This window comes from Microbulbifer sp. ABF4_148 (assembly GCF_056158985.1).
This window is the reverse complement of sequence record NZ_JBSWUI010000001.1, coordinates 1911355-1936213: the sequence shown is the minus strand read 5'-3', so window position 1 is coordinate 1936213 and position 24859 is coordinate 1911355. Positions and strand designations below refer to the sequence as shown.

The 24859-nt window shown below is 58.9% G+C and carries 22 protein-coding genes and 1 other RNA gene; 13 read left to right on the top strand and 10 right to left on the bottom strand.

Annotation, left to right across the window (positions count from 1 at the left end):
- Positions 1 to 15 precede the first annotated feature (15 nt).
- From ACXAD0_RS08360 to ACXAD0_RS08345, 4 genes are all read left to right on the top strand, one after another.
- On the top strand, positions 16 to 1011 hold the full coding sequence (locus tag ACXAD0_RS08360; protein WP_475087916.1) for an ABC transporter permease: 996 nt from the start codon (positions 16 to 18) through the stop codon (positions 1009 to 1011).
- 50 nt (positions 1012 to 1061) lie between these two features.
- On the top strand, positions 1062 to 1943 hold the full coding sequence (locus ACXAD0_RS08355) for an ABC transporter ATP-binding protein (protein WP_475087915.1): 882 nt from the start codon (positions 1062 to 1064) through the stop codon (positions 1941 to 1943).
- A gap of 106 nt (positions 1944 to 2049) precedes the next feature.
- Positions 2050 to 3267, top strand: a complete 1218-nt coding sequence (locus ACXAD0_RS08350) for an alginate export family protein (protein WP_475087914.1) — start codon at positions 2050 to 2052, stop codon at positions 3265 to 3267.
- 103 nt (positions 3268 to 3370) lie between these two features.
- On the top strand, positions 3371 to 4159 hold the full coding sequence (locus ACXAD0_RS08345; RefSeq protein ID WP_475087913.1) for a type IV pili methyl-accepting chemotaxis transducer N-terminal domain-containing protein: 789 nt from the start codon (positions 3371 to 3373) through the stop codon (positions 4157 to 4159).
- A gap of 81 nt (positions 4160 to 4240) precedes the next feature.
- Here the strand turns inward: ACXAD0_RS08345 and ACXAD0_RS08340 are convergent, their stop codons facing one another.
- Positions 4241 to 6118, bottom strand: coding sequence for a M2 family metallopeptidase (locus ACXAD0_RS08340; protein WP_475087912.1), 1878 nt, complete (start codon positions 6116 to 6118; stop codon positions 4241 to 4243).
- Between the two features lie 271 nt (positions 6119 to 6389).
- Positions 6390 to 6486, bottom strand: an RNA gene (ffs, locus tag ACXAD0_RS08335) — signal recognition particle sRNA small type.
- Between the two features lie 145 nt (positions 6487 to 6631).
- Here ffs and ACXAD0_RS08330 point away from each other — a divergent pair.
- Positions 6632 to 7480 carry a 6-carboxytetrahydropterin synthase gene (locus ACXAD0_RS08330; protein ID WP_475087911.1) on the top strand — a complete coding sequence of 283 codons (849 nt, stop codon included), beginning with the start codon at positions 6632 to 6634 and terminating at the stop codon, positions 7478 to 7480.
- Positions 7481 to 7496: 16 nt separating this feature from the next.
- Here the strand turns inward: ACXAD0_RS08330 and chrA are convergent, their stop codons facing one another.
- Complete coding sequence (gene chrA / locus ACXAD0_RS08325; protein WP_475087910.1) at positions 7497 to 8690, bottom strand: chromate efflux transporter; 1194 nt, start codon at positions 8688 to 8690, stop codon at positions 7497 to 7499.
- A 134-nt stretch (positions 8691 to 8824) separates the two neighbouring features.
- Between chrA and ACXAD0_RS08320 the strand changes: the two genes are divergently transcribed.
- Both ACXAD0_RS08320 and ACXAD0_RS08315 read left to right on the top strand, forming a co-directional pair.
- The gene (locus tag ACXAD0_RS08320) at positions 8825 to 9553 is read left to right on the top strand and encodes a 16S rRNA (uracil(1498)-N(3))-methyltransferase (RefSeq protein WP_475087909.1); all 729 of its coding nucleotides are present in this window, start codon (positions 8825 to 8827) and stop codon (positions 9551 to 9553) included.
- Between the two features lie 109 nt (positions 9554 to 9662).
- The gene (locus tag ACXAD0_RS08315) at positions 9663 to 10055 is read left to right on the top strand and encodes a DUF6249 domain-containing protein (RefSeq protein WP_475087908.1); all 393 of its coding nucleotides are present in this window, start codon (positions 9663 to 9665) and stop codon (positions 10053 to 10055) included.
- Positions 10056 to 10344: 289 nt separating this feature from the next.
- Here the strand turns inward: ACXAD0_RS08315 and ald are convergent, their stop codons facing one another.
- Complete coding sequence (ald, locus tag ACXAD0_RS08310) at positions 10345 to 11490, bottom strand: alanine dehydrogenase (protein ID WP_475087907.1); 1146 nt, start codon at positions 11488 to 11490, stop codon at positions 10345 to 10347.
- Positions 11491 to 11705: 215 nt separating this feature from the next.
- Between ald and ACXAD0_RS08305 the strand changes: the two genes are divergently transcribed.
- Positions 11706 to 12191 carry an Lrp/AsnC ligand binding domain-containing protein gene (locus tag ACXAD0_RS08305; protein ID WP_475087906.1) on the top strand — a complete coding sequence of 162 codons (486 nt, stop codon included), beginning with the start codon at positions 11706 to 11708 and terminating at the stop codon, positions 12189 to 12191.
- A 57-nt stretch (positions 12192 to 12248) separates the two neighbouring features.
- Here the strand turns inward: ACXAD0_RS08305 and ACXAD0_RS08300 are convergent, their stop codons facing one another.
- The 3 genes from ACXAD0_RS08300 to putP form a co-directional block, all read right to left on the bottom strand.
- Positions 12249 to 12713, bottom strand: coding sequence for an Mpo1 family 2-hydroxy fatty acid dioxygenase (locus ACXAD0_RS08300; RefSeq protein ID WP_475087905.1), 465 nt, complete (start codon positions 12711 to 12713; stop codon positions 12249 to 12251).
- A gap of 167 nt (positions 12714 to 12880) precedes the next feature.
- Positions 12881 to 13393: a macro domain-containing protein gene (locus tag ACXAD0_RS08295; RefSeq protein WP_475087904.1), complete on the bottom strand. Its 513-nt coding sequence runs from the start codon at positions 13391 to 13393 to the stop codon at positions 12881 to 12883.
- Between the two features lie 113 nt (positions 13394 to 13506).
- Positions 13507 to 14973 (bottom strand): sodium/proline symporter PutP, encoded by a 1467-nt coding sequence (gene putP / locus ACXAD0_RS08290; protein ID WP_475087902.1) that lies wholly within the window; start codon positions 14971 to 14973, stop codon positions 13507 to 13509.
- A 193-nt stretch (positions 14974 to 15166) separates the two neighbouring features.
- Here putP and ACXAD0_RS08285 point away from each other — a divergent pair, with 193 nt between their 5' ends.
- Complete coding sequence (locus tag ACXAD0_RS08285) at positions 15167 to 15745, top strand: hypothetical protein (RefSeq protein ID WP_475087901.1); 579 nt, start codon at positions 15167 to 15169, stop codon at positions 15743 to 15745.
- Here the strand turns inward: ACXAD0_RS08285 and ttcA are convergent.
- Both ttcA and ACXAD0_RS08275 read right to left on the bottom strand, forming a co-directional pair.
- Positions 15648 to 16559 (bottom strand): tRNA 2-thiocytidine(32) synthetase TtcA, encoded by a 912-nt coding sequence (gene ttcA / locus ACXAD0_RS08280; RefSeq protein WP_475087900.1) that lies wholly within the window; start codon positions 16557 to 16559, stop codon positions 15648 to 15650. The genes ACXAD0_RS08285 and ttcA overlap by 98 nt on opposite strands.
- A gap of 155 nt (positions 16560 to 16714) precedes the next feature.
- On the bottom strand, positions 16715 to 17389 hold the full coding sequence (locus ACXAD0_RS08275; RefSeq protein WP_475087899.1) for an arylesterase: 675 nt from the start codon (positions 17387 to 17389) through the stop codon (positions 16715 to 16717).
- A 62-nt stretch (positions 17390 to 17451) separates the two neighbouring features.
- Here ACXAD0_RS08275 and ACXAD0_RS08270 point away from each other — a divergent pair, with 62 nt between their 5' ends.
- From ACXAD0_RS08270 to ACXAD0_RS08255, 4 genes are all read left to right on the top strand, one after another.
- On the top strand, positions 17452 to 18195 hold the full coding sequence (locus tag ACXAD0_RS08270; protein ID WP_475087898.1) for an ABC transporter ATP-binding protein: 744 nt from the start codon (positions 17452 to 17454) through the stop codon (positions 18193 to 18195).
- On the top strand, positions 18195 to 20693 hold the full coding sequence (locus ACXAD0_RS08265; protein WP_475087897.1) for an ABC transporter permease: 2499 nt from the start codon (positions 18195 to 18197) through the stop codon (positions 20691 to 20693). The genes ACXAD0_RS08270 and ACXAD0_RS08265 overlap by 1 nt, the downstream gene beginning before the upstream one ends.
- 83 nt (positions 20694 to 20776) lie before the next feature.
- Positions 20777 to 22045 (top strand): adenosylmethionine--8-amino-7-oxononanoate transaminase, encoded by a 1269-nt coding sequence (bioA, locus tag ACXAD0_RS08260; protein WP_475087896.1) that lies wholly within the window; start codon positions 20777 to 20779, stop codon positions 22043 to 22045.
- A 45-nt stretch (positions 22046 to 22090) separates the two neighbouring features.
- Positions 22091 to 23128: an ABC transporter ATP-binding protein gene (locus ACXAD0_RS08255; RefSeq protein ID WP_475087895.1), complete on the top strand. Its 1038-nt coding sequence runs from the start codon at positions 22091 to 22093 to the stop codon at positions 23126 to 23128.
- Positions 23129 to 23156: 28 nt separating this feature from the next.
- Here the strand turns inward: ACXAD0_RS08255 and ACXAD0_RS08250 are convergent, their stop codons facing one another.
- Positions 23157 to 24791, bottom strand: coding sequence for an ABC transporter permease (locus ACXAD0_RS08250; protein ID WP_475087894.1), 1635 nt, complete (start codon positions 24789 to 24791; stop codon positions 23157 to 23159).
- Positions 24792 to 24859 lie beyond the last annotated feature (68 nt).

The following is a 24859-nucleotide window of genomic DNA, read 5'->3' as shown; positions in this document are numbered from 1 at the left end:
GTGAGGTAGAGATCAATGACAACCATCACCATGGTCACCAATAAATTCAGCAACTGGAAACTGTCGCTGTTCGACGGCAACCTGCTCAGCAAGTCTGTCAACCTGGTAGCGCTGCCTCTCGTCGGCATCCTGGTATTCCTGCTGTTGTGGTCGGTGAGTGCACGTAATATCGATACCTCGCTGGGCAAGTTCCCCGGACCCGCTGCGGTCTGGGAGCAATTCAATGCCCTGTATGACGAACATGAGCGCTCACGGGAAAAGGAAGCGGCGTTCTATGAACGCCAGCATGAGCGCAATGCCAAGCGCATGGAGAAGGATCCGACGTACGTACCCAAGATTCGCGATTACACCGGCAAAGAAACCTTTATTGACCAAATTGGCACTAGCCTCGTAACGGTCATGAGTGGATTCCTGCTGGCAGCACTGATCGCAATCCCCCTGGGTATCGCCGTCGGTCTCAGTGCGGCATTGAACAGTGCGATCAATCCGATCATTCAGGTATTCAAGCCGGTCTCGCCGCTGGCATGGCTGCCTCTGGTCACTATGGTGGTTAGTGCCCTGTACACCAGTTCTGATCCCCTGGTAGCTAAGTCCTTCCTCAACTCCATGATCACCGTCACGCTGTGCTGTTTGTGGCCAATGGTGATCAACACCTCCGTGGGCGTTGCATCCATCGACAGTGACCTTGTTAACGTCAGTAAAGTGCTGCGTCTGCCAGCACTGCGGCATGTGCAAAAAATCGTTTTGCCCGCTTCTGTACCGATGATTTTCACCGGTATGCGTTTATCACTGGGCGTTGCCTGGATGGTATTGATTGCGGCAGAAATGCTTGCGCAAAACCCGGGACTGGGGAAATTCGTCTGGGATGAATTTCAGAACGGTAGTTCCGATTCGCTTGCTCGCATCATGGCGGCCGTCATTGTGATCGGGTTTATCGGATTCCTGCTGGATCGCGGCATGCTGCAGATTCAGCGATTCGTTTCCTGGGACAAAAATGCTTCAACGCATTAATCCAATACCAGAAAAACACTGACAGCCACCAGATAAGACAGGATATTCCAATGAGTGTACTGCTCGATATTAGCCACATGGGTATGGAGTTTCCGACCCCCAAAGGTCCCTTCACTGCTTTGCAGGACGTCAACCTGAAAATCAAGAAAGGGGAATTTGTCTCCCTGATTGGCCACTCCGGTTGCGGTAAGTCTACGGTTCTGAATGTGGTCGCTGGTCTTTACCAGGCCACACAGGGCGGTGTCATCTTGAATGGTAAGGAAGTCACCGAACCGGGGCCGGAGCGCGCGGTCGTCTTTCAGAACCATTCCCTGTTGCCGTGGTTGACGGCCTACGAAAATGTCGAACTGGCGGTCAAGCAGGTTTTCGGAAAGACCAAGTCCAAGCAGGAAATGCGCGAGTGGATCGAGCACAACCTGCAGCTGGTGCATATGGAACATGCGATGCACAAACGTCCGGGTGAAATATCCGGCGGCATGAAGCAGCGCGTTGGTATTGCCCGCGCACTCTCCATGCAACCGCAGGTACTGCTGATGGACGAGCCCTTCGGTGCACTTGATGCGCTCACCCGCGCGCACATGCAGGATTCGCTGATGGAAATCCAGGCGGAGCTCAACAATACGGTGATCATGATCACCCATGATGTAGATGAAGCGGTCCTATTGTCTGATCGCATCGTCATGATGACCAATGGCCCCTCCGCCACCATCGGTGAGATTCTCGATATCTATCTGGAGCGTCCTCGCCATCGTCTCGAGCTCGCCGGCGACAGTCTCTACAACCAGTACCGGGCGACCGTACTGAAGTTCCTGCACGAACGCCATGACAAGCCTGATGTACCAGCCGCCTCGCCCAAGCGCGCTGCCGAGACCTTGATGGCGAAGGCAGATACTGCTGGTAAGACCAAGGCCATCGACGACGCCGCTGCTTAACGCCTAACCCGAAGTAAGCGCCGAAAAACGGAATTTGGGGAGCCCTGCATCAAGCATCTCCCACACGATGTTGTTTGCTTAAAAAATTTAAATTTGGAGAAAAACCATGAAAGGATCCCTTCTGACGACCAAACGCAGCCTGCTGGCGCTGACCATCGCAAGCTTTGCCAGTACGCCCGCACTGGCCCAGGACGATAGCGCAGAAGCTGCTGCTCCAGCCGCAGCCTCATTTGGCGAAGCCCTGTCGATGGGGGAAGTTTCCCTGGGCCTGCGCTCTCGCCATGAAACCGTTGAGGTCGATGGTGCCGATGACGCGGACCTGCTCAGCCTCAAGACCCGCCTGACCTATACGTCTGCCCCGTATGCCGGGCTCAGCCTGTTGGTCGAAGTCGATGACGTTACACACCTGACCGAATATGAAGGTGGTGTGGCAGACTGGGAAGGTACCGAAGTGAATCAGGCCTACCTGGCCTACAGCACTGGCGCTACTACCTTTAAATATGGTCGCCAGCGAATCCTGCTCGACAACCAGCGTTTTGTCGGCGGTGTCGGCTTCCGCCAGAATGAACAAACCTACGATGGCTTTTCCGTCACCAACACCAGTCTGAGCGATACCACTCTGTTTCTCGCCCACGTAGACAACGTGAACCGTATCTTTGGCGAAGATGACCCTCGTGGAGATAACGAGAGTGATACTTATCTGTTGAATGCCAAATACACCGGCTTTTCTGCAGGCACCCTGTCTACCTATGCTTACTTGATCGACAACCTCGATGTCGCAGCGTTCTCTTCCGACACTTTCGGAGTGCGCTTTGCCGGCGCCAAGGACGCGTTCAACTACGCCTTTGAATACGCCACACAGAGCGATGCCGGTGACAACCCGGCAAGCTACACCGCGGATTACCTGCTCACCGAAGGCGGCCTGAAAGCCGGCGCGTTTACTTTCAAGGTGGGCTACGAGGTCCTGGGTGCAGATGGCGCTGACGGTCAATTCACCACGCCGCTGGCTACCCTGCACAAATTCCAGGGCTGGAGCGACAAGTTCCTCGGCGGTGGTACTGGCAACATTGCCGGTGGCATTGAGGACCTGTATGTCGTCACCGGCACTTCCGCCGGCCCAGTAAAGTTCACCCTCGCCTATCACCAGCTGACTTCTGACGATCCTTCCGTATCCGGTATGGACGAACTGGGTAGCGAAGTCGGTTTCTCCGTGGGCGGCAAAGTGGCCGGTGTTGGCCTGAGCCTGAAGTACGCCGAGTACCTGGCAGACGAGTTCAGCGTGGACACCAGCAAGCTGTGGCTGACTGCGCAGACTACCTTCTGATCCCTGCCTGAAGCCAGGATCCAGATCATCCCGGCTTCGGCGCTACGCCGGATGCCGGGATTTTTTTGGTCCAACGAAACCGATTAACTCAAAGGATTGACATATGCTTAGAATTTTTCTGGTAGTGGCTTCGCTATTCAGTGCAGATGTAGTGGCATTCTCTATGGGGGATGCGATCAATATGGCAGGCCGACAGCGAATGCTGTCCCAGCGTATCACCCAGACCTATATCCTCCAGGGTATTCAGCCATATGCAGAGCGCCACCAGCAGGTATTCTCCCGCAGCCTGGATGAATTTGGACGCAACCTGGATAAATTGGCCGCATTTGAAGAGGCGGCACCGGTTCGTGACACGCTGGCGAAGGTGCAGTATCAGTGGATTCGTTTCAACGAAGTAGCACGCCGGCCTGTGGACAAGGCAAACGCGCGCGAATTATTCAAGCTCAGTAACGAGCTGTTGCCCGCTGCGCATGGCTATGTGATGGCCTTGCAGGAACTGGCGAATCACCAGAGTGCAGAGCTGGTCAATGTATCAGGCCGGCAACGCATGCTGTCACAGCGCATTGCCAAAAACTATGTCGCCCAGTACTGGGGCGTGGCCGATGCACGAGGTACAGAGGTGTTATACGAGGATCTGGCTGAGTTCGAGCACATGCTCGCTTTCCTGCTGGACAGTCCTTACAACACGGAACAAATCACCCGAAACTTGCGCAAGACTCAGGGCCACCTGCGCTATGCGAGCCGCGGTTTCGATGGAGAAATGTCCATGTCGGAAGAGCGGCAGATTCATGTCATCACCGGCACCACCGACATTATGCTGCGCAACATGAATGTGATTACCGGCCAATATGCCGACGTGATGGACTCCGTACAGGTTGTTGATAATCGCTAGGCCCCATTTCCGCACGCCCAACGAAAAAGCCCTGCAATTCTGCAGGGCTTTTTGTTATCGGAAGAGTTCCGCGCTAACCACTCAGTCTTCCCATCCGCAATCACGATCCTTGTTCTGCTCTTCCAGATAAGCCATCAACGGCTGGAAGTAATCAATGATTGCCGATGCATCCAGCTCGCGCTGGCCGGTAATCGCCTCCATGGCATCCGGCCAGGGTTTACTCGCACCCATGGCCAGCATGGCACGGAGTTTTTCACCCGCCGCATCGTTCTTGTAAATGGAGCAACGGTGTAGCGGACCGGTTTCACCGGCTGCATCACACAGCGCGCGATGGAACTGGAACTGCTGGATACGCGCCAGGAAGTAGCGCGCATATGGGGTATTGCCCGGAATATGATATTTGGCACCCGGGTCGAAGTTGGCTTCAGAGCGGTCTACCGGGGCCTGGATACCCTGGTACTCTTCGCGCAAATCCCACCAAGCTTTGTTGTAGTCTTCTGGCTGCACCTCACCGTTGAAGACTTGCCAGCGCCACTTGTCCACCAGCAGGCCGAAGGGCAGGAAGGCAATCTTGTCCAGCGCCTGCTGCATCAGGTAGCCGATGTCCTTGCTCTCGTCCGGCACTTCGTCCATGAGACCAATTTCTTTCAGATACTTTGGCGTAATGGACAGAGCAATGGTATCGCCGACCGCCTCGTGGAAGCCATCGTTGGCACCTTCTTTGTACAGTAGCGGCTGGTCGTTATAGATGCGCTGGTAGAAGTTGTGGCCCAGTTCATGATGCACGGTAATGAAATCATCCGCGGTCTTCTGGATACACATCTTGATACGGATATCATCCTGCCCATCCAGATTCCAGGCGCTCGCGTGACACTCCACATCGCGATCACGGGGCTTGGTGAACTGCGAACGTTCCCAGAAGGTTTCCGGCAAAGGTTTAAAGCCCAGAGAGGTGAAAAACTCTTCACCAACCTTGACCATATCTTCTTCGCTCATGCCGGAGTCAACCACCAGCTGGGTCAGGTCATAGGGGGCTTCCATGTCGTCGTCTTTCACGAGTTCATAGATATTGCCCCACTCTTGCGCCCACATGTTGCCGAGGAGGTGTGCCGGAATTTTGCCCTGCGGGGGCACCACTTCATCGCCATAATGTTCATTGAGCTTCGCTCGCACATGGCAATGCAGCGCCTTATACAGGGGCTTCACCTTGTTCCATTGGGCATCCATATCTGCCGCGAAGGCATCGGGTTCCATGTCGTACTTGGAACGCCACATGACACTGAGGTTGTCATAACCCAGTTCCTGGGCACCCGCGTTGGCGATCTCAACCTCTCGCTCATACAGCGGTTTCATGGGCGGGGCAACTTCGCGCCATCCCACCCACAACTCCTTGAGCTTTTCAGGGTCGCGACTCTCCTGGAAGACCTTGGTCATATCGGTCAGGGAATAGCACTTCTCACTGTCCCCTTCTCCGGTACAGTACTTGCCAGAGCCGTACATGGCCTGCAGCTTGGACTCGATCTGAGCCAGCTCGGAAGTCAGTGCCGGATCCTTGGGCGCGGGCAGAGTCAGCGCCTGCTTCAGCATGGTCAGCTGGCGACGGGTGTCATCGTCCAGCGTCACGTCATCGAATTTGGCTGCCTCATTGGCGAGCTCGATGGCCAGGGACTTGAAACGTTCGGAAGCCAGCGCCTCAACATACTGGGAGTCCAGATTGATATACGTCTGGGCCAGCCAGGCGGCATGCGCGGACTCTTGCCCCACTTTCTCCAGCTGGGATTGCGCCTGCTCAAGGAAGGCCTGCGCATCCGCAGCAGTTGGTTGCGCGCCGGGTGTGGCATCGGCGGTAGCGGGAGCAGCGGTACTGCCCGATGTATCAACTTGAGTCTGCTCAGGGGGTTTGCTGTCGCATCCAGCGACTACCGCGGTCAGCGCCACGGCCAGGGCGACTTTTTTCATTGTGTCCCTCGTTGTTATGGTTTGGGCCAACAGTGCAGCGAGACGGGTGCTGCACTGCTCTGTCGCCGTTTATAGCATATGGCCCGCGAGCAGGAAGCGCGTTACCCGAACCCGGGCGAACATCGGCACAAAATTCCCCAAATACACGGTAATTTAAACAATTATCTGGAAACGGTGGATCCGGCAGACAGTCGCAGACCTGCGCGGTTCTCTCCCAGAGATGGAGGCGCAAAATCAGGCAATCGGGGAAAATAGAGGGGATTGGAGGCAGCCCAACCAGCACACCCCCGGCACATGATACCACTGCTACCGTTGCTCCCTTCCGGGCCTGGCGGGGTTCACAGCTGTTCATTGCGGGGGGACCGGAAGGGCCGCCACTGCAACCTTCGACTACTGTGTAGTAGCGAAGAGGCCGCGATTATAGAGATTCGTTGCGGCGAGTGCCAGCCCCAGTTTGCAGGTATACTGTGCGCCCCCAAAAGCCGCCGGAAATGGCCAGTTCAAGAGAGTTCCATGCACCTGTTTGTCGACAACCTCATCAATATCGATTTCAGTTTTCTCGATCACCAGCGCGGCCTGGTCGGTGAGACCTGGCTCGCGCATGCCGCACTCGATGGTGCGCTGGACGAGCAAGGCATGGTGTGCGACTTCGGCATTGTTAAGAAGACGCTGCGCCACTGGCTGGATGAGGAGCTGGACCACCGACTGCTGGTACCCACCCGATCTCCTTTTCTGAAACTCAACGCCCAGGGAGACAACCTGTCCCTGGCGTGGCAGCTCGCAGACGGCGAGACGCTGTCAGTCAGTGGCCCTCGCCAGGCGTTTGCCCTGATTGAGGCGGAGGAGATCAACGCGGGATCTGTCGCTGCGTGGAGTGTCACCCAGCTGGCAACATCCTTCCCCACGCACGTCGAGCAGCTGCAACTACGATTTACCTGCGAGCCCATCGAGGATGCGTACTATCACTACAGCCATGGCCTGAAGAAACACGACGGGAATTGCCAGCGCATTGCCCACGGCCACCGTTCGCGCATCCAGATTTTTATCAACGGTACGCGCAGTGCAGAGTGGGAACAGCGCTGGGCAAAACGCTGGGCCGACATCTATCTGGGCACACGCGAGGACCTCACCTCAACCAACGCGGATAAGCTCGGCTTTGCTTACCGTGCGCGCCAGGGCGATTTTACCCTCGAGATCCCCGCGTCACGCTGCGAGCTGCTGGACTGCGACACCACAGTGGAATGGCTGGCCCAATACATCGCCAATACGATTGCCACGGAAGAAAGGGACCAGCAGGTCGAGGTGAAGGCCTTTGAGGGCATCGGCAAGGGTGCCATCGCGATCGGGCGCGCCGCGTCCTGACCACCTCACGGAACCGTTACACCACCAATCCCAGCAATGCGCCGCAGCCTGCCGCCAGCACGACCATCAGGCCGATGGGCAGGCGTGCCAACTTCAATGCCAGAATAAACGTCAACAACAGCAGGCCATCGCCGACATTCTGAATCGCAGAAGGCCAGACGGGATTGATCAGCGCGGCCAGCAACAACCCAACGGCAGCGGCCCCCAGGGCAGCAATCGCACCGGCGGCACCGGGCTTCCGCTGCAACCTGTCCCAATGCGGCATGATCGACAACAGCAACAGCCAGCCGGGCAAGAAGATTCCGATCAACGCCAACAAACTTCCGGGAACAGCACCCATACTCTGTTCCCCGATCAACGCGCCCAGAAATCCGGCCAGCGAGAACATCGGACCCGGGACCCCCTGGGCCAGGCTGTACCCCAGTAGAAAGTCCTCCGTCGGCAATTGCTGCACGAGGGGTTGCTGCTCCAGAAGTGGCAATACCACATGTCCACCACCAAAGACCAACGAGCCCACCTGATAAAAGCTGAGCAACAGCTCTTCCGCAGCGGTCGCCGAGGGCATCAGTGACAGCCCCAGCAAACCGAAAAAGGCAAACAGCATCAGCGGGTGCCGCGGCGCAGGGGCGATATCGCGGGACGCCTCCCCGCCGATGGGGGGGACCCTGCCGCGCAAAAAGACAAGGCCAAATACCGCGGCCGCAGCAATAACCAGTAGCTGGGTCCAGGCGGAAGGCCACAACAGTACGACGGCCGCGACCACCAGCGTGATCCCCAGACAAAACGGGCCTCGGCTCAACTTGCGGCCCATTTGCCATAACGCATCGAGCACCACCGCCACGGCAAACACTTTCAGTCCGTGTAATGCGCCAGACAGCAACGCGCTGTCGGGAACCCGCGACAACCACAGGGCCGCAGCGAGCATCAACAAGGCGGACGGCAGAGTGAAGCCGAGAAACGCCGCGATTGAGCCCGCCACGCCAGCGCGTCGATATCCGAACGCCATCCCCAACTGAGAACTGGAAGGGCCGGGCAAGAAGTGACACAGTGCGACGAGACCGGCGAACTCCTGTTCAGGCAACTGTTGCCGACGCTGGACAAATTCTCGCTGGAAGTAACCGATATGCGCCAGTGGCCCACCGAAACTCCGACAACCCAGCCAGAGAAAATCCCTGAAGACGGCGAACACCTGTTTCCAACTCGAAACCATTGTCCCGGACTCCATGCAACCATCCCACTCCACATAATATGTGCCGATGTCGCGGGCTCCCTGCATTCCAGTTCCCGCCGGCGGGCCTATAATAGCCCCCTTCAGTCACCACCCCCTAATCGGGAATCTGTCCATTGAACCTCATTCTTTTGCATCCAGATGAATGCTCTCCCGGCCCCGAGGGTACCTTGCTGGCCACCCTGCAGGATCGCCGCGCAGATCACATTCTGGCCGTGCACCGGGCAGCCGAGGGGGATTCACTCAGGGTCGGTTTGCTCAATGGAGCCATCGGTACCGCCAGCGTCGTCGCTGTCGATAAACCGCAGGTCAGGCTCTCCCTGACCCTCACCCAGGAGCCTCCCCCTGCCCTGCCGCTAAAGCTGGTACTGGCCCTGCCGCGCCCGAAAATGCTCAAGCGCATCATCCAGCATGCGACGGCCATGGGCGTCAAAGAACTCTACCTGGTCAACGCCTATCGGGTCGAAAAATCCTTCTGGCAGACCCCGTGGCTTGACGAAGAACGGCTACGCGAACAGGCGCTGCTGGGCCTGGAACAATCCGTCGACACTGTGATGCCCCGCATCGAATTGCGCAAACGCTTCAAGCCCTTCGTGGAAGACGAACTACCGCAGATCTGCGCCGACACTCGCAAGCTCGTCGCGCATCCCGGTACACCTACGCCCTGCCCGGTTGATGTCCGGGAACCGGTAACAATCGCCATTGGACCCGAGGGTGGCTTTATCCCCTATGAAGTCGAAAAACTGCAGGCGCAAGGCTTCAGTCCGGTTCACCTGGGACGTCGGATCCTTCGCGTGGAAACCGCTGTGCCGGTACTCCTCAGCCGCCTGTTTCCCGCCGTCTGAAAAGAAACCCCGTACAATTTCGCTAGCGCCTGCATCCGTTTCGCCTTTTCAGTGCATCTATAGAAACAGAACCCCTGATTCTTTCTGCACAAACAAGGAGAACGAAGACATGAACGAAGGAACCCTCGCACTGCTGGTCCCATTTGCCTTTTTCCTGCTGGTTGGTTTCAGCATCTGGGCACTACTGCAGTTCAAGCAAAAGGCGCGCGCCGAAGCCCAGCAAACCATTCGCCTGGCCATGGAGCGCAACACTGAACTCACCCCGGAGCTGGTGAGCCAACTGAACACTTTGGAACGCCACCCGCAAAAGGACTTGCGCGCGGGTATCGTCTGGACGGCCCTCTCAGTTGGTTTGGCGCTCACGGTTATCTTCCTGCCGAACCAGACAGATACCACCATGGGACTCGGGTTTGCCGTCGCATCGATTCCCCTCATGATTGGCCTGGCCTATCTGCTGATGCATCACTTTGCCAACAAGGGGCGCGCCGCGCCTCTAGCTTAATGAGGGAGAAAGCCCACGCCGTAACAGCGATACGGATAGACCTGAAAGAAAAAAGCCGCGCAAAGCGCGGCCAACAAGGACGTCGTGGCTTGCGCCACTCGGGGATTTACTGGCCAACTCCATGGCCCGCGCAGCCCCGTTTCACAGATCGGGTGAGTGTGCACCCAAGGAAAAACCACAGCCGCTGACCTTTTGGGCACGGCTGCTTACGCGTTCAATGATGCGCTTCAAAACCTCACATCATTGCTAAAACCATCTGCAGCTCCCGCCGGGAGCCACATCCGTTCGATCAGGCCGCGGCACCTTCCGGCGTTGCGGACTTCTGCAGAGCCAGCTTCGGATCGACAAACTCGTAACCCAGTACTTCTGCCACTGCTTCGTAGGTCACCATGCCCGCGTGAACGTTCAGGCCTTCCAGCAGGTTGGCGTCGTCCAGCAGTGCTTGCTTGGCACCTTTGTTGGCCAGCGCAACGGCATACGGCAACGTGGCATTGTTCAGGGCCATGGTAGAGGTACGTGCGACACCGCCTGGCATGTTGGCCACACAGTAGTGAACAACACCATCCACAACGTAAGTCGGCTCTTCGTGCGTAGTGGCCTTGGAGGTCTCGAAACAACCACCCTGGTCAATGGCCACATCCACAACCACCGCACCTTTCTTCATGCGGCTGATGATGTCGCGGGTCAGCAGCTTCGGTGCAGCAGCGCCCGGGATCAGGACAGCACCGACAACCAGGTCTGCTTCCAGCGCGTGTTGCTCGATCGCATCATTGGTGGAGTACTCGGTGCGCACCGCGCCGCCGAAGATATCGTCCAGCTGACGTAGACGCGGCAGGGAGCGATCCAGAATGGTGACGTCAGCACCCATACCCAGCGCCATCTTGGCAGCATTGGTACCAACCACACCGCCACCGATAATCAGTACTTTGGCCGGTGCCACACCAGGTACACCGCCGAGCAGAACGCCCAGGCCACCCTGAGCTTTTTCCAGGTGGTGCGCGCCACACTGAACGGACATACGACCGGCAACTTCAGACATCGGCGCCAGCAGCGGCAGGCCGCCGAAACGGTCGGTGACAGTCTCGTAGGCGATACAGGTCGCACCGGACTTGACCAGCAGCTCGGTCTGCTTGGGGTCTGGGGCCAAGTGCAGGTAGGTGTACAGGATCTGGCCTGGACGCAGCATTTCGCATTCGTGAGGCTGGGGCTCTTTTACCTTGACGATCATATCGGCAGTGGCGAAGATCTCTTCCGCGGTCTCAATGATGCGCGCACCAGCGTGCTCGTACATTTCGTCGGCAAAGCCAATTGCAGTACCGCCGTCTTTCTGCACGATCACTTCATGGCCGTGGCTGATCAGCTCGCGGACACTCGCAGGGGTCAGGCCGATGCGGTACTCGTGGTTTTTGATTTCTTTTGGGACACCAATCAACATTTTTCTACTCCTGGTTCCTGGCTGACACGCCGTCTGTGCAACGCGCGCTCCTCAGCTCTGATCAACTGATTTCACCCAGTGTAGTCCCGCCTAAAAAGTGTTTTCATGGTAGTTTTACAACTATACTAGTGGAATCCACTATTTAAGACTTGAAAAAGATCTTTTTTTGATCAATTCGAGCAAGATTCACCTTGCGATCCACCAGGGGAAAAGCCATGCGCAAACGCGCCGACGAACTCAGTACCATCGACCGAAACATCCTGCGGGTCCTGCAAAAGAATGGACGCACCAGCTATGCGGAACTGGCCAGACAGGTGGGCCTGACTGCGACGCCCTGTGTAGAACGGGTTAAACGCCTGGAGAACGATGGCGTCATCCAGGGATACACCGCACTGATCAATCCGGAATACCTCGACGCGGCACTGGTCGTGTTCGTGCAAATTCGGCTGAACCGCTCCGCCCAGGACGCCTTTGAAGAGTTCCGCAATGCCGTGGCGGCCCTCCCTGAGGTCCAGGAGTGCTATCTGGTTTCAGGCAACTTTGACTACCTGATCAAGGCGCGTGTGGCTGATATGGGGGCCTACCGAAAATTCTATGGCGAGACCCTGCTCACCCTGCCGGAAGTCCAGGACTGCACCAGCTATGTGGTGATGGAAGAGGTAAAGGAGACGCTCGAAGTGCCGGTGCACTACAACCGCTAACAGGCAGCGCGGGGAAATGTACTGGGGAAAGGGCCGCCGGGGCGGCCCAAACCGGGATTAATAGCGGATACCGACAGCGCGATACACGAAGCCGAGCAGCCACGCCGGGCCGATCAGCAGAAACTGGATGTCCTTGAAGAAGGAGGGCTTCTTGCCTTCCACGTGGTGACCGATGAACTGGAATACCCACATCACAACAAAGATGCCCAGTGCGGTCTGCCAAACCGGGATACCGATACGTTCGGCCACTGACCAGGCCCAGAAGCACACGGCACTCAGCGCCGCCATGCCCAGCGCCAGCGGGAATGACATCACCAGGTAAAACAGCAGGGTCGGTACCAGAGCAACCACAGCCCAGTTCAACCAGGGAATTTGCGCCATAAACTCTGGCTGGGGAATATCCCACAGCAATCCGATCACGGTTGCGTAAATAACCGGGACAGCCACCCAGTGAATGGCCTTGTTCAGTTTGTTCTGATGGCTCTCGCCATATTCATCAAACCACTGATCCGCTGAACGCATGGGACAGGTCCTCTCTTTATTTGTCTTATCAGCGTCTATCTTCGGCGACCTGTCAGCAGGAATCAATGGTGCGAACAAACGCGAAAAGGGGCCAAAAGGCCCCGATACCGCGGCAGCTCTACGCTATCGCAACACATGGAATTTCGCGAAAAAATCAGACTGAATGGTCAACGCCGGATCAGGGCATCCAATTGCTGGCGATACAGACCTGCGATGACCTCATCAAAGCAACAGAAGATGACTTTGTGCGGGGCACACTCGCGATCGAGATGGCTGTGCACTTCTTCCACCGCGATCTCTACGGCCTGCTCGGCGGGATAGTCATAGACACCGCAACTGATCGCCGGAAACGCAATGGAGCGCGCCGCCTCGCGCCGGGCGAGTCCCAGGCACTGGCGGTAACAGCTGGCCAACAGCTCAGGCTCTCCCAGACTGCCACCACGCCAGACTGGCCCTACGGTGTGGTAAATACGTTTAACGGGAATCTTGAAGGCAGCGGTTGCGCGGACGTCGCCGACCGGACAACTGCCAATTTGGCGACATGCTTGCTGCAGAGCCGGGCCAGCTGCTCGATGGATCGCGCCATCAACGCCACCGCCTCCGGCCAACCGCTGGTTTGCGGCATTGACGATAACGTCTACCTGCAACCCGGTAATATCACCGACGTGAATCTCGATCACTCAGTTTCTCCAACCGCTTGTTGACTACTTGGTGCGGAAGGAAATCCATTTCTCCGGAGGAGCCTTCACGTGAAGGCCCCTGCCGTGCGCGCCGGCACGCCGGCGGCGGGCACTTACCCGAAGAGCTGTCGATGGCGAGAAGCCACGGCTGCCGGGCAATTTGTCACTGTGCTAACTATCACGATAGCAGCTGTGGAGAGAACAAACCCCGGCAACAATTCGTAGAGATCAAAGAGACCGCCCGACAGCTGCCGCCAGACAACGACGGTCAGACCACCGGTAATCACCCCGGCAATGGCCCCGGCGCCGGTCATTCGCGACCAGAACAGGCTCAGCAGTACCGCAGGACCAAAGGCCGCACCCAGCCCGGCCCAGGCATAGGCCACCACATCGAGCACTTTTGAATTGGGCTCCATCGCGACCGCGACCGCAACGAGTGACAGCACCACCACCGCCCAGCGACCCACCTTGACCATCGCCTCGGGGCTGGTCTCACGACCAAACCAAACATGATAGATATCTTCCGCCAGTGCCGCCGAGCTCACCAGAAGCTGGGAGTCTGCCGTGCTCATAATTGCCGACAGAATCGCCGCTAGCAGAACGCCGGCCACGAGCGGATGAAACAGGATCTCGACCAGCGCGATAAAGATTCGCTCTCCATCGGGCAGGGCCTGGTCCAACGCCAGATGACCGAACAGGCCGACGCTCAGCGCCCCCAGGAACCCGATCAAAGACCAGATCGCGGCGACGGTCGCCGCAGCGGGTACATCATCGGGACTGCGCACGGCCATAAAGCGGGCGAGAATATGCGGCTGGCCAAAGTAGCCGAGCCCCCACGCCAGGGAGCTCAGGATGGCGACTGCAGCCAGGGCCTGACCGCTGCTGTCTTTCCAGAAGTGCAGCAGCTCCGGTACTTTCTGCTCCAGCTCAGCCCAGCTGCCGGCAAAGCCGCCGTGATCGAACATCACCACCAGCGGCACCACAACCAGTGCAAGGCTCATCAGCAGTCCCTGAAACACATCCGTCCAGGAAACTGCCAGAAAGCCCCCGAACAACGTGTAGGAAATCACCGCGATGGCCCCGATCAGAACCGCCAGGCGATAGTCCCAGCCAAATACCGTCTCAAACAGCTTGCCGCCGGCAATAAGTCCGGACGCCACGTAAAACAGGAAAAACAGCAGGATGAAAAATGCGCAAACGGTGCGCAGTGCAGGCCTGCGCAGATTGAAACGACGATGCAGGTAGGCGGGTACAGTCAGGGCATCGTCCAGCTCGTAACTGTAAATACGCAGCCGGCGCGCCATGGTGGACCAACTGAGCACAATACCGGCAAACAAACCCAGTGCAATCCAGGCCGATGACAAGCCGCTGGCATAGGCGGCACCGGGCAGGCCCAGCAGCAACCAGCCACTCATATCAGAAGCCCCGGCACTGAGGGCCGCGACTGCGGGCGGCAGAGAGCGACCACCCAGGAAGTAGTCACTGGCGTCGCGGGTACGCTGGTACGCGATATAACCGATGGCGAACATCAGCGCGAGGTAGGCGATAAAGGTCAGGGCTACAAGCCACTCGGATGACATGGACAATCCTCAATCGGGAAAATGTGACACCGAGGCAAGCGCCGCACGCGGGAGAATCATTGCAAATCTGGCCTGCGGACTGGGGAATGCGCTCAGTTTTTCTGTTTATTGCGCGTAAATCTACTAATTCGCTGGCAGCAACTCAATCGGCCAACTAGATATTGGAATATATTCTCACAATACCGACACCACTATGGGCATTTGTCTGGACGAACTCCGCCTGCTGGTGATTCGTCCCACCCTCAAACACCTGCGCGCCTGGTCTGCGGGCATGGAAGATCTGTTGCTGGGCACCGCAGCGCAGGAATCACAACTCGGATTTCACCTGAAATTTGGCCGACGACACGGTCTGGGTATTTACCAGATTCTGCCGCATACCCACCGGGAGATCTGGGACCACTACCTGATCAATCATCCGCCTCTGGCGTCGAAGGTACGCGGACTCGCCAGCCAGCGGGATTTCCTCGAACACCCCCACTGCGAGCTGACCACCAACTTGCGCTACGCAACGGCAATCGCCTGGCTGATCTATCGTGCGGCGGGCGCCGATCAGGTAGAGGCGGGGGACGTCAAACGCATGGCGAAACTGTGGCATCGCCACTTCCACCACGGACCTGCCGCCAGTGCGCGGGACTTTATCGGCAGCTATCGCCAGCTGGTTGCCGCTTCAGAAACTACAGGTTCTGAACGTCAATATACTGCACCGGCTCAGCCGCATCCGGCACCCAGGAATTCACCTGCCGAGCGACTGAATGCTCACTCGGCACGCTAGGTGCAGGCTCTGATCGGTCCAGTTCCAGATTGACGAAATCGAACAAATCGCGGTCCGCCAACTGTGAGGGAGATACCCGGGTGAGCGCCGCAAAAATATTCTCGGTACGCCCGGGGAATTTCTTGTCCCACTCCCGCAACATCTGCTTGATCGCCTGACGCTGCAGGTTTTCCTGACTTCCGCACAGATTGCAGGGAATGATCGGGAAAGACTTGTGCACTGCAAATTGCTCCAGGTCTTCTTCCCGGCAATAGGCGAGTGGGCGAATCACAATGTTTCGACCGTCATCGGAGCGCAGCTTGGGCGGCATTGCCTTCAGTCGGCCCCCGTAAAACATGTTCAGAAACAGGGTTTCGACGATATCGTCACGGTGGTGCCCCAGCGCAACCTTGGTCGCGCCAATTTCCTCGGCGAATCCGTACAGAGTCCCGCGACGCAATCGCGAGCACAGACCGCAGGTGGTCTTCCCCTCCGGCACCACTTCCTTGACCACCGAATAGGTGTCTTTCTCAATGATGTGGTGAGTGACCCCAAGTGACTGCAGGTATTCGGGCAGGATGTGTTCGGGAAATCCGGGCTGCTTCTGGTCCATATTGACCGCGACCAGCTCAAACTTGACCGGCGCCGTCTTCTGAAGATTGAGCAGGATATCCAGCATGGCGTAGGAATCCTTGCCACCGGACAGGCAGACCATAATTTTGTCGCCTTCCTCGATCATGTTGAAGTCGACAATGGCGCGGCCCACATTGCGGCGCAGGCGCTTCTGCAGCTTGTTGAATTCGAGACGCTCGCGGCGGTTTTCCAACTCGGACATGGGTAACTCTCTCAGGTCGCACCCCGCGCTCGGTGGCGGTGCTGTCATTCGCTTGTTGGCGTCAGGTCTGGCCGATCATTCGACCCGGTTGGCCTGCCACCACTGGCGCGCCTGGTCACGCGCCCGGATTCTGGGCGCGATTGTACGCATTTCGATCACGACATGCACAAATTGTCTGACTTGCCGGACACTTCCTGCCCTCCAATCAGGCGCTGCAGGCAGGGCCAGACGTGATCCAGCAGTGCCGGTTGGGCCTTGGCGGTGGGATGAATGCCATCGGTCTGCATGGCGCCCTCTTCCAGCGCGACAGGCTCGAGGAAGAAGGGGACCAGCGGTACGTCCTCTGCCTTCGCCACTTTGGGGTAGACCGCCGCAAATGCCTCGGTATACGCCCGCCCGTAATTAGGCGGCATCTGCATCCCCAGCAACAGGACCTTGGCACCCTGCTCCCGCGCCATCCGCACCATTCGCAGCAGGTTGTTCTGCAGCGCAGGCGGCGGGTAGCCGCGCAGGCCATCGTTGCCACCCAGCTCCACCACAACCCAACTGGGGCTGTGCTCCTTGAGCAGTCGCGGCAGACGCGCCACACCGCCAGAGGAGGTCTCACCGCTGATACTGGCGTTGACCACCCGTACCGGTATTTCCTGCTCATCCAGACGCTGGCGCAACAGTTCTACCCAGCCCTCTGACTCTTCAATCCCGTAGGCCGCACTGATGCTATCCCCGAGCACCAGCAGGATCTCCCGCTCCGCCGCGTCGGCATATGGGACGACCAGCAGCAGGCACACGCTGAACTGCGAAAATAGCCGCCGGAAAAAATTGCTCGTCATGTCATACTCTCCACTGCTTTGACCGTATACCCAATAAGACCAGATTACGTCGAGAAGATCCTATGTCCGCCATGCTTACGGCCGAAAAACTGATTCACCGGGTCCCCACCAGTGAGGGGCCCCTGACGCTATTAAATAATATTTCCCTCAATCTGGCTCGCGGTGAGAGTCTCGCCATTACCGGCGCATCGGGTTCAGGCAAGTCCACCCTGCTCGGTTTGCTGGCCGGCCTCGACACCCCCAGCGAGGGCAAAATCTGGCTGGCCGGGGAGGAAATCACCCGGATGGACGAGGAGCAGCGTGCAGAAATGCGCTCCCGCTGCGTCGGCTTCGTCTTTCAGACCTTCCAGTTGCTGCCCGGCCTGACCGCCCTCGAAAACGTCATGCTGCCCAGCGAATTGCGCGGCGAACGCAACGCGTCCGGGCGCGCGCAGGACTTTCTCGAGCGCGTGGGCCTCGGCCACCGCCTGCAGCACTACCCGCGCCAGCTGTCCGGTGGCGAACAACAGCGCGTTGCCATCGCCCGCGCCTTTTGCAGTATCAGCGACAGCGCCAGTAACAGTGCCGGCGGTATCCTGTTTGCAGACGAGCCCACCGGCAGCCTCGATGCCGGCAATGGCGAAAAAGTGATCGAGCTGCTGTTCAAACTCAACGCCGAGTCCGACACCACACTGGTACTGGTGACCCACGAGCAGCGCCTCGCGGAGCGCTGTGGCAACCACCTGCGCATGGCCGCCGGGGAAATTCTCTCCAGCGACCAGCCCGCTGACGGAGACCACGGCCAGCTGTCGGAGGTATCCGTCTGATGGCCACCACCCAATCCCAACCAGCATCCAGCTGGCTGACCGGCCTGACGCTGCCGCTCAGGCTGCTGAGCCGCGACTGGCGCGGTGGCGAGCTCGCCCTGATCGCTACCGCACTGGTGCTGGCGGTCAGCTGTGTCACCGCCATCGCCCACTTTGGCGATCGCCTCAGTCGCGCGATGCATATCCAGTCGCAAACCTTCCTTGCCGCTGAACGTGTTGTACGCAGCAGCAAGCCGGTGGATTCCTCCTGGATGGAAGAAGCGGAGCAACGCGGCCTGCAACAGGCCCGTACCGTGACGTTTGCCTCCATGCTGTCGGCGGGAGACCAGTTCCAGTTTGCCTCCGTGAAAGCGGTCAGTGACGGCTACCCGCTGGTGGGCAGGCTGGAAATCCGCGAATCACAAACTGCCGAGACCCGCATTGTCGACGGCGGCCCAGCGCCCGGCCAAGTTTGGCTGGAGCCGCGCCTGCTGCCTCTGCTGGAACTGCAACTGGGGGACACCCTGCAACTCGGTGATGCCGAGTTACAGGTCACCGCTCTGCTGGATCATGAACCTGACCGCGGCAACAGCCTGTTCGCCATGGGCGCACGAGTGATGATGAACCGCGATGATCTTGCAGCCACCAATGTGGTGCAACCCGGCAGTCGCGTCACCTATCGCTATCTGTTTGCCGGTGACGACAAAGTGCTGGAGGACTACTTCAACTGGCTGAAGCCACGACTCACCGAGCACCAGCGCGTGATCGACCTGCGCGATGGACAGCCGCAGGTCGCGTCTGCCCTCGACCGGGCGGAACGTTTCCTGTTCCTGGCGGCGAGCCTCGCGGTGCTGTTGGCCAGTGTTGCCGTGGGACTCGCTGCACGACGCTATAGCCTGCGACACACTGCCTACGTAGCGGTGATGAAAAGCCTGGGTGCAGGGCGTGGCAAAGTGCTGCGTATTTACCTGGGCCAGCTCACCGGCCTGACGGTGCTGGCCACCGCAACCGGTCTGCTCGTTGGAACCCTGATCCAGGCCCAGGCGGTTGCGTTTATGGGAGACTATTTCCCCGTCGATCCGCCCCCGACGCACTGGGCACCCCTGCTGGTCGGCGCAGCCACCGGTCTGGCCTGTGCACTGGGTTTTGCCCTGCCGCCGCTGTTTCGCCTGGCACGTACCGATCCCATGCAAACCCTGCGTCACGACTGGAGCAACCCCGACCGACGCGAGTGGCTCGGTTTGATTCTCGGCCCGACCAGCATGCTGCTATTGATCTGGTGGCTGTCGGCGAGCCTGCCAATCACCCTCGCGCTGTTCGCCGGCATGGCGTTACTGGTCGCCGGCAGCGCGCTGGTCAATCTGCTGCTGGTCCGCGGACGCCTCGCCAGTCTCGGCGGCGCCTGGCGCATTGCCCTCGGCAGCTTACAGCGCCGGGCCGCGTTCAACACCCTGTTGATTGCCGCCTTCGGCACCGGCCTGCTGGCGATGCTGGCGATGGTGTTTGCCCGCACCGCGCTGATTGATGAGTGGCAGATGCAATTGCCCGAAGACGCGCCCAATCACTTCCTGATGAATATCGCCCCGTACGAACGGGACGGTGTACAGGCACTGCTGGATGACAACCAGCTGAAAGCCACTGAGCTGTACCCCATGGTGCGCGGCCGCCTGATCGAAGTGAACGGCGTGCCGGTGAAAGAGCGCGGTGCGCAGGCCGGCGCGCTTAATCGCGAGCTAAACCTGAGCTGGACAGAAAACCTGTCCCCGGATAACCGCATTGTTGCCGGACAGTGGTGGGATGAGGTCGATGAAGGTGTGTCGGTTGAAGTGGAACTGGCTGCGCGCCTCAACCTGGCCATCGGGGACCAATTGAAGTTTTCCATTGGCGGGCTGGAAGTAGAAACACCCATCACCAGCCTGCGCACCCTCGACTGGAACAGCATGCGCCCGAATTTCTACATGCTGTTTGCGCCGGGCACCCTGGAAGATTTTCCCGCGACGTATATCAACAGTTTCTATCTGTCTCCGGATCGCAAACTGCTCGTGAATGATCTGGTGCGCAACTTCCCCAGTGTCAGCGTGATCGAGCTCGATGTCATCATCGAACGTATCCGCGATACGATTGCGCAGGTTTCCCTGGCGATCGAATCCGTGATGGCCCTGATGCTGGTCGCGGGTGTGCTGGTCTTGGTGGCGGGCGTGCGCGCCAGTATTGCCGAACGACTGCAGGAAGCGGCCGTCATCCGCACACTCGGCGGCCGCCGGCGTTTGCTGCTGCAAAGCCTGATGATCGAGTTCGGCCTGCTGGGTGTCGCCGCGGGATTACTCGCTGCGGTCGGTGCGGAACTAACGCTGGTGATCCTGGCACAACGGGTATTCGAACTTCCGCTGACCCTGCACCCGACGCTGTGGCTGGCCGGCCCGTTACTCGGCGCCCTGCTGGTAGGTACCGCTGGCACGCTCGCCTGTCGCAGTGCGGTGAGTGAACCACCATTGAAGGTGCTGCGCGCCCTCGCCTGATTTACACTGCTGTCTTCACGCTATGCGCCCCTGCTCCAGAAACGGAGCCGGGGCGTCGACGTTTTTGCTCTGGAGCCCTTTCCATGGATCTCGCCTTTGACCGCGCCCATATCTGGCATCCCTATTCTTCCCTGATTGATCCGCCGCCGGTTTACCCGGTGAGCCATGCGGAAGGAGTACGCATTTACCTGGAAGATGGCCGCGGCCTGATCGATGGCATGTCTTCCTGGTGGAGCGCTCTGCATGGCTACAACGTACCGGAGCTGAAGCAAGCGGCCAGCGCCCAAATGGACAAGATGGCCCACGTCATGTTCGGTGGCCTCACCCACGAGCCCGCCATCGAACTGTGTAAAAAACTTGTGGAACTAACACCTGCGCCGCTTCAGCGGGTATTCCTGGCAGACTCCGGCTCTGTTTCAGTCGAAGTTGCGATCAAGATGGCCCTGCAATACTGGCACTCGCAGGGGCGTCCGCAGAAAAACCGTCTGCTGGCGCTGCGCAATGGCTATCACGGCGACACGTTTGGCACGATGGCGACCTGCGACCCGGTCACCGGCATGCACCACCTGTTTGCCTCGCAGTTGAGCCAGCACCTGTTCGCGCCAGCCCCGCAACCCGCTTTTGGCGCGCCGTTTGAACCACAGCATGTTGCCGAACTCCAGCAGCTCATCGAACAGCATCATGGCGAACTGGCGGCCGTGATTCTGGAGCCTATTGTGCAGGGTGCCGGCGGTATGCGCTTTTACGCTCCGGATTACCTGAAGCAGGTGCGCGCTCTGTGCGACGAATACGACCTGCTGTTGATTGCCGATGAAATTGCCACCGGTTTTGGCCGCAGCGGCCGCATGTTCGCCTGCGAGCACGCCGGTATTAGTCCCGACATCCTGACCCTGGGCAAAGCCCTGACCGGTGGCACCATGACCCTCGCGGCCACACTGTGCACCGACAAAGTGGCGGACGGCATCTGCCGCGGCGAGGCTGGTGTGTTTATGCATGGGCCCACATTCATGGGGAATCCGCTTGCCTGCGCCGTAGCCAACGCCAGTATCGATCTGCTGCTGCAAAGCGACTGGCAGGGCAAAGTTTCCGCCATCGAAGCGCAACTCAGCGCAGAACTGGCGCCCCTCAAATCCGCCCCCGGTGTTGCCGATGTCCGCACACTTGGCGCCATCGGTGTGGTCGAGATGCGTGAACCCGTTAACCTCGGCCCGCTACAGGCACAGCTGATCGAGCGCGGCGTATGGCTGCGCCCGTTTGGCAAGCTGGTATACGCCATGCCGCCGTATGTGATCAGTCAGGAAGATCTGAGCCAGTTGACCGGCGCCATGGTCGACGTGCTGTCGACCCTGTAAACTCCGCCCACACGATTGTCATTGGCGTAAACAAAGGTTTTTACTGTGCAGCCGCTGTTACGAGTCCATCAGGTCGCCTGCCATCACGGCGATAAACCTGTCCTGAGCGATGTCAGTTTCTCACTGGCGGCCGGAGAAATCGGGTGTCTGTTGGGGCGCAGTGGTTGCGGCAAGACCACCTTGCTGCATGCCATTGCCGGCTTTCAACCGGTGTTGGCCGGCACCATCGACTTTGACGGGACGGCGATCGCCTCGCCGGAAGACAACCTGCCGCCGGAGAAGCGCCATATCGGCCTGGTCTTCCAGGACTACGCGCTGTTTCCCCACTTGTCGGTTGCTGACAATATCGCCTTTGGATTGAATCGCTTGTCTCGTGCTGAACAGCAACAGCGGGTAGCCGAGCTGCTCACACTGGTTCGCCTCGATGAGTTTGCGGATCGCTTCCCGCACCAGCTCTCCGGCGGCCAGCAACAGCGGGTGGCGCTGGCGCGCGCGCTCGCTCCCAAACCTCGCCTGCTGTTGCTGGACGAGCCCTTTTCCAACCTCGATACCGAGTTGCGTCGCGGACTCGCCAGCGAAGTACGTCGCATCCTCAAGCAAACAGGCACTGCCGCCCTGCTGGTGACACACGACCGCAACGAGGCGTTTGTCGCCGCGGACAAACTCGGCGTGATGGGAAAGGGACAACTGTTGCAGTGGGATACGCCGGAACAGGTGTATCAGGCGCCCGCCAATGCGGATGTCGCCCGTCTGACCGGCAGCGGCAACCTGCTCAGCGGTGTGGTCACCGACAACCAGCTGGTGCAAACGCCCATGGGCTTGATAGAGGCAGCGCAAAACGCTCTCCAGCCCGGTGCACGGGTGCAAGTATTCGTGCGCAGCGGAGATATAGAGATTGGGGAACACGAATACGCCGTGCCGGTCTCGGTTGCCGAGCGCGACTTTCTTGGCGAACAGTGTCTCTATCAGTTAACGCTGGCCGACGGTCAAGCGGTAGAAGCCAGCCTGCAGGCGCAGCCCGAACTCAACAGCGGCGAGTCGGTTCCGGCCCGGGTGCGGCGCGCGCTGGTCTTCCCAGCCTGAATACTCCCCCCTGAAGTGGACCCGCAAATCAGGTCTCGGGATTGAGCCCCTGCATGGTGGCACTTGCCTCCGGCCGCTCGCGCCGGGCACCCATCGAGCGACTCAGCAGAATGACCGGCAACAAGCCAACCAGCACAATCATCAGTGCACCCAGCGCGGAGCGCTCCAGCATTTCGTCAGAAGCAAACTGGTAGACATAGGTCGCCAACGTATCGAAGCCAAATGGGCGCAGCAAAAGCGTGGCCGGCAGCTCTTTCATGCAATCCACAAATACCACCAGCGCACCGCTGAGGATACCGGCCCGCACCAGAGGCAAGTGCACCTGCCACAGCGTTTGCCAGCTATTGCGACCGAGAGAACGGGCGGCGTGGTCCATCGAAGGTGTGACTTTTTCGAGGCTGGACTCAATGGAGCCGGCAGAAACCGCCAGAAACCGCGCGACATAAGCAAACAAAATCGCAAATACCGAGCCGCTGAGCAGTAACCCGGTCGATACACCAAAATAGTCTCGCAGCAATTGATCCAGGGTATTGTCGAACGCCGCCAGGGGAATAATTACCCCAATTGCCATCACCGCTCCCGGCATTGCATAACCGAGTTTGGCAACGCCTACCAAGGCCCGAACCGGACCGCTGGGGCTGAGACGACGCCCATACGCCAATAGCAAACCGAGCAGCGCAGCGGCGCCGGCGGCGACCGCAGACAACAGGAAGCTATTGCCCGCAATCTGAGTAAAGTCGTCGTTCCAGTAACTGGAGAAATTCCCGAGCGCGTAACCACCCAGTACCAACAGCGGCACGCCAAATCCACCCACCAGCAATAGCAGGCAGAATAAGGTGGCACCCGCGGCACGCCATCCACACAAGGTGAAAAAGTCCCGTTCCTGTACCGGGGACTGGACAAAATGCCGTTGGCGAGAGCGCGCCATGCGCTCGAGTGTTATTAACAACACCACGAAGACCAGTGTGCTACAGGCGATTTGCGCGGCGCCACCGAGGTTGCCGCGACTGAGCCAGGTATCGTAGATACCCACACTCAGGGTGCGCACCGCAAAGAAATCCACCGTGCCGAAATCGTTGAGGGTTTCCATCAGCACCAGTGAAAGCCCCACAGCGATAGCCGGACGCGCCATGGGCAGGGATACCCGTAAAAAGCTCTGCCAGGGAGAACAGCCGAGCGAGCGACTAGCGGCGCGGATGCTGCCACACTGCTCCAGAAACGCAGCCCGTGCCAGCATATACACATACGGATAGAGCACCAGCGACAGCATGGCGATGGCACCGCCCATGCTGCGTATTTCCGGGAACCAGTAATCCCGCGCAGTCTGCCAGCCAAACCACTCTCGCAGCGCGCCCTGCACCGGCCCCGCGTATTCCAGCAGGTCCGTGTACACATAAGCGATCACATAAGCGGGAACCGCAAAGGGCAACAACAGCGCCCACTCGAACAGCCGACGCCCGGGGAAACGACACATAGTCACCAGCCAGGCGCCGCCGATGCCCGCCAGCAAGGAGAGCAATCCCACACCCGCCGCCAGTATCAGGGTGGAACTGATGTAGCGCCCCAATACGGTATCGAGCAAATGTGGCCAGATATTTTCTTCCGGGAAAAACGCCAGCCAGAAAATTGCCAATACCGGCAGCGCCACCAGCAACGCGATCACAGCGACCACTATCAGCCAGCGCCGGCTCGAGGAATTGGAACTGCTCAGTATTGGCATAGGCTTAAAGT